The following is a 4,180-nucleotide window of genomic DNA, read 5'->3' as shown; positions in this document are numbered from 1 at the left end:
GTCGGGTTTTGAATGGTTGTCATCCGTTATGATAATTGTACCAGAAGGCAATTGATAGCCTGTTAAATTCCCTTGTTTCCACCACCTCCAAGCCGTTCGATAACTTATTCCTGTTTTTTTTGCATAGTCTGATAGTTTCATATTTATATATTACCATGCTTGACTATATCTGACCATATTTGCATTGAAACTTTACAATACTAAATCCGTTGAGTATAGGCTACATATCAGGATAGGCAAGAGACAAAAGGCAAAAGGAGGAATAAATAATCAGTTTTTAATAACAGGATTTAGTATTACTGTTTACTGTTCACTGAAAATACTCCCCACACCCTGCCCCCAGGAAAAACTTTTTCCACATAGCCTAACTAACTCAACGCTTCAAAATAATCGCGAATTTGATTATATAGCTGGGATTGACGCAGTTTTTGCAAAGCTTTCAACTCAATTTGTCGTACCCTTTCCCGGGATAATTCCAAAGTGCGACCGATATCGGCTAAAGAATGGGATTTACCATCGAGAAAACCATAGCGCAATTCAATTACTTGTCGTTCGCGAGTGGTTAAATCTGCCAATAGTTCTCTGATATCTCTTTGCAAAGATTCATAGACAAAATGATTTTCTGAAGACACTGCTTCGGTTTCCAAAAGGTCTAATAATTCCGTATCTTTTTCCTTACCCACTTTTATTTCTAAGGAAACCGAACGCGGCACTGTCATCAACAATTCCCGCACAGCTTCAGGAGTCAGAGCTAACTCTTGGGCAATTTCCTCTACGGTCGCAGTGCGACCGCGCATTTGCGAGATTTTCCGTTGTGCCTTCTTAATTCTGTTGAGTTTTTCGGTAATATGAACCGGTAAGCGAATAATCTGGCTTTGAGTTGCGACCGCTCTTGTAATTCCTTGACGGATCCACCAGTAGGCATAGGTACTAAAACGATAGCCTTTGGTGGGATCAAATTTCTTGACGGCGCGTTCTAAACCCAGGGTTCCCTCTTGAATCAAATCCAATAATTCTAAACCGCGATTCTGATATTTTTTGGCCACCGACACCACCAGACGTAAATTGGCCTTGATCATCTGTTCTTTGGCACAGGTACCAAGGGCAATAATTTCTTCTAATTCCCCCACTTCTAAGCCCGCTAGGTGCGCCCAACGCTGGTTTCCTGCTTTTAAAGCATTTTTTAACTCAGACACCCTGATTTGGGCGGTTTTTGCCCAGCGTTCTAGGGAGGGACGATGGGCTAATTGAGCGGTTAGCTGATCGCGCACCTCAATTAACTTGACAAATTGCTGTACTTGTGCATCACCTTGTTTAACGGCGGCGGCGCATAATTTCAGTAAAGACAGATGACGCTGTACCTGTTGCGCTTGTTCAACTTCCTCGTCCCGTTTGAGCAGAGGCACTCTGCCAATGTCTTGTAGGTATAAACGTACTAAATCGGTAGTTGTGCCGTTGCTGTAGCTTTTTTCGGGACTAGATACTAAATCATCTTCCAAATCACTGCCGAGAAAATCTTCATCCAGGTCGATCGAGTTTTCCTTCAGTTTTAAGATAGAAAAAGAGGGAGAGATAAATTCAGTTTCGAGCGTCGAGGGGTTAATTGCAGACATGATGGCTTCTCTACGGCGACTGTGATAGGAATTAGAAACTTTTAAATCGTTTTCCGTAGTCATAGCTTTCCCACTTGAGCGAGGAAATGATGCAGTCGGGAAAATTTTTTTCTCAAAAGTATTTATGATGGAGTGATTTTCCCTACAGTCCTATTCCTATCTATTCCTGATTTTCCAGATAATTACTGATCTCTTCTAGTTTAGCCAGGGCTTTTCCCGACTGTAAAGATTTTTGTGCTTGCCGGAAACCCGTGGGGATATCCGGGGCAATTCCACAGCGCCAAAGATAAAAACCACCGTTAAAAATTGCCGCATCGGTTAATTCATTGTTTTCTCCAGCTAATAAACCCTTTAATTTAGCGGTGAGCATCTCTAAAGATTCGAGGGGATAATCCGAGGGACAGAAGCCATAATCGCGAGGATTTAGGAAAAATCGCTGAAAGGAAGGGGGATCGGTGGGATTTCCCAGACCAATAATCGCCGTCCGATTACAGGCTAAATCACAACTCCCCTCTAATCCTTTCACGGTGGTGAAGTGAGAGATATTTCTCAGGGCGAAAGTTTCGCGAAAACGATCTTCGGTGGGGGGATGAACAAAACCCGATATCTGATGAATATTACCCACAAAAGGCGACCACATTAACTCTACCGTGGCCATGGGCGGACGTTTACCGATTTGCTCCCGATAGGTAACAAAATTCTCTACTAGGGGAAAATGGCGCGGAATATAGAAAAAAGTCAATCCTGTGGTGATTAAACAGTCTTTCACTGCTGCTAAGGATAATTGACTAAAATCTGCTCCTAATTGCTGCCAGATTTCCCTCAGGGAAATGCCGTATTTAGTCGGCATTTGATCGCCCCCGTGCAGGACTACGGGAACCCCCGCCGCCGCTAAGATTAAAGTAGTGATCGGAGTAACTGGGGCAGTGCGAGAGCGTCCATCGTAGGGATTGCCAAAAATAGCGATCGGATGCTGAAAAGAGGCTGATTCTAGGGGTATTTGCGGGCCAAGCTCGGCGTAGGCATCAAGCATTCCCGCTAACTCATCGCTGGTGGGGCGTTTAATGCGATGGGCAATCATAAAAGCACCGATTTGGGCCGGGGTTGCCTCTTGGGTTAACATCATCTTGGTGGCCATTGCCGCTTCGGGACGGGTTAAATTTCTGCCCGTATGGGTGCCACTACCGATCACTTTTAATAATTCTCGAAAAGTATCACTCATCTCAAGGAAGAAAATAAAGAGTAAATGGGATTGATGGGGATTTCTAAGGCTGGACGGGGTGGTTTTCTAAGCTTTTAACCACACTTTGATTCATTTGCCGCACTAATTGACAAAAATGAGCGATCGGTGGTATCTGTAGGCGATCGCTCGTGGTGACAAGGACTACCTGACGGGTGAGACGATGACTAAATTTACCATTGTTAAGATGGGGATTTTCGCTACTAGGGGAAGCAAGAGGACGAATGGCGAGGGTGGCATCGCTACGGGCTTCCATCAGGGCAGATTGGGGCAGAAGAGCGATAATATTACCCTGACGCACCACACCGCGAAAAGCATCGAGGGTGTTTAATTCCATGACAGTTTTCAGGTGGGCATCCTGACGGGAAAACCATTCTTGTACTAATCTTTGCATTCCGTAGCCGTCTTTGAAAACCACTTGCGGATAGGGGATTAATTCTGACCATGGTACTTCTTTGTATTGGGCGAGGGGATGATTAGCGGCCATGAGAATTTCGATCGCTTCTTGGTATAACATTTCTACCACCATCTCCGGACTAGAGGTGAGAAAACGATTATTCATTACCAACGCCACATCTACTAAACCATCCCGCAGCACTTTTAATGCGCGATCGCTGCCTAGGGCTGTAACTCTTAACTGAACTTCTGGGTATTCAGCACAAAATTTCGGCAAAATCGGCGGTAAATAGTGGGCGCACACGGAATGAATGGCAGCCACGCACAATTCTGGCTGTTTTCCTGCCTGTAGGTCGGTGATTTCCTCGTGAACATTCGTCCATTCTTGACAAATCCGTTTCGCCCGGGGCAGTAATTTCTCCCCGGCAATGGTTAACTTCGCTTGGGCGGTACGATGGAAAAGAGGTAAGCCCAAATCGGTTTCTAGGGATTGAATCTGGCGGCTGATAGTCGATTGGGTGACTCCACACTGGCGTGCCGCTTGACCGAAATTGCCCGTATCGGCTACGGCTAAAAAGGCTTGCAATTGCTCGATCCGCATTCTTTCTCGTTTTAATTACATTCCTTGACGCTCCCCGCTCTAAAGAGACGGGGATTCTTCGTTCATTGAGTCTCCGTTAGCAAGCAGGATTTCTCCAACCAACCAAGAGGGAACCTCTCCCGAAGCGTGTAAAGTTTGCGTGCGCCCCACGCTACTTAATCCCTTTTGCAAGATGTTTAAAGCGGCGTTTCTATCTCGACAATCTGTGTATCCACAATGAGGACAAACATGGGTTCGAGTAGATAGCGACTTTTGGACTTTTTGCCCACAATTAGCACAATTTTGAGACGTATTATGAGGTGAGACAGCTATAGTTAACTTGCAGTATTT

The 4,180-nt window shown here is 45.1% G+C and carries 4 protein-coding genes; all 4 read right to left on the bottom strand.

What is annotated here, in order from left to right:
* Nucleotides 1–368 precede the first annotated feature (368 nt).
* The gene (gene sigC, locus IM322_RS01475) at nt 369–1,613 is read right to left on the bottom strand and encodes an RNA polymerase sigma factor SigC (protein WP_287673167.1); all 1,245 of its coding nucleotides are present in this window, start codon (nt 1,611–1,613) and stop codon (nt 369–371) included.
* Nucleotides 1,614–1,773: 160 nt separating this feature from the next.
* Entirely contained in the window at nt 1,774–2,835 is a 1,062-nt protein-coding gene (locus IM322_RS01470) for an anthranilate phosphoribosyltransferase family protein (protein ID WP_287673164.1), read from the bottom strand.
* A gap of 43 nt (nt 2,836–2,878) precedes the next feature.
* Entirely contained in the window at nt 2,879–3,850 is a 972-nt protein-coding gene (locus tag IM322_RS01465; RefSeq protein WP_287076051.1) for a LysR family transcriptional regulator, read from the bottom strand.
* A 39-nt stretch (nt 3,851–3,889) separates the two neighbouring features.
* Nucleotides 3,890–4,180: zinc ribbon domain-containing protein (locus IM322_RS01460; RefSeq protein ID WP_287713078.1), on the bottom strand; the 291-nt coding region annotated here is incomplete at its 5' end.

The sequence above is a fragment of the Microcystis sp. M109S1 genome (assembly GCF_020247025.1).
In the GTDB taxonomy this organism is placed as follows: Bacteria; Cyanobacteriota; Cyanobacteriia; order Cyanobacteriales; family Microcystaceae; genus Microcystis.
This window is presented reverse-complemented; position numbering and strand designations above follow the sequence as displayed.

Coding starts and splice junctions, on each gene's coding strand:
- sigC (WP_287673167.1), bottom strand. CDS start 1,613: ATGTCTGCAATTAACCCCTCGACGCTCGAAACTGAATTTATCTCTCCC.
- IM322_RS01470 (WP_287673164.1), bottom strand. CDS start 2,835: ATGAGTGATACTTTTCGAGAATTATTAAAAGTGATCGGTAGTGGCACC.
- IM322_RS01465 (WP_287076051.1), bottom strand. CDS start 3,850: ATGCGGATCGAGCAATTGCAAGCCTTTTTAGCCGTAGCCGATACGGGC.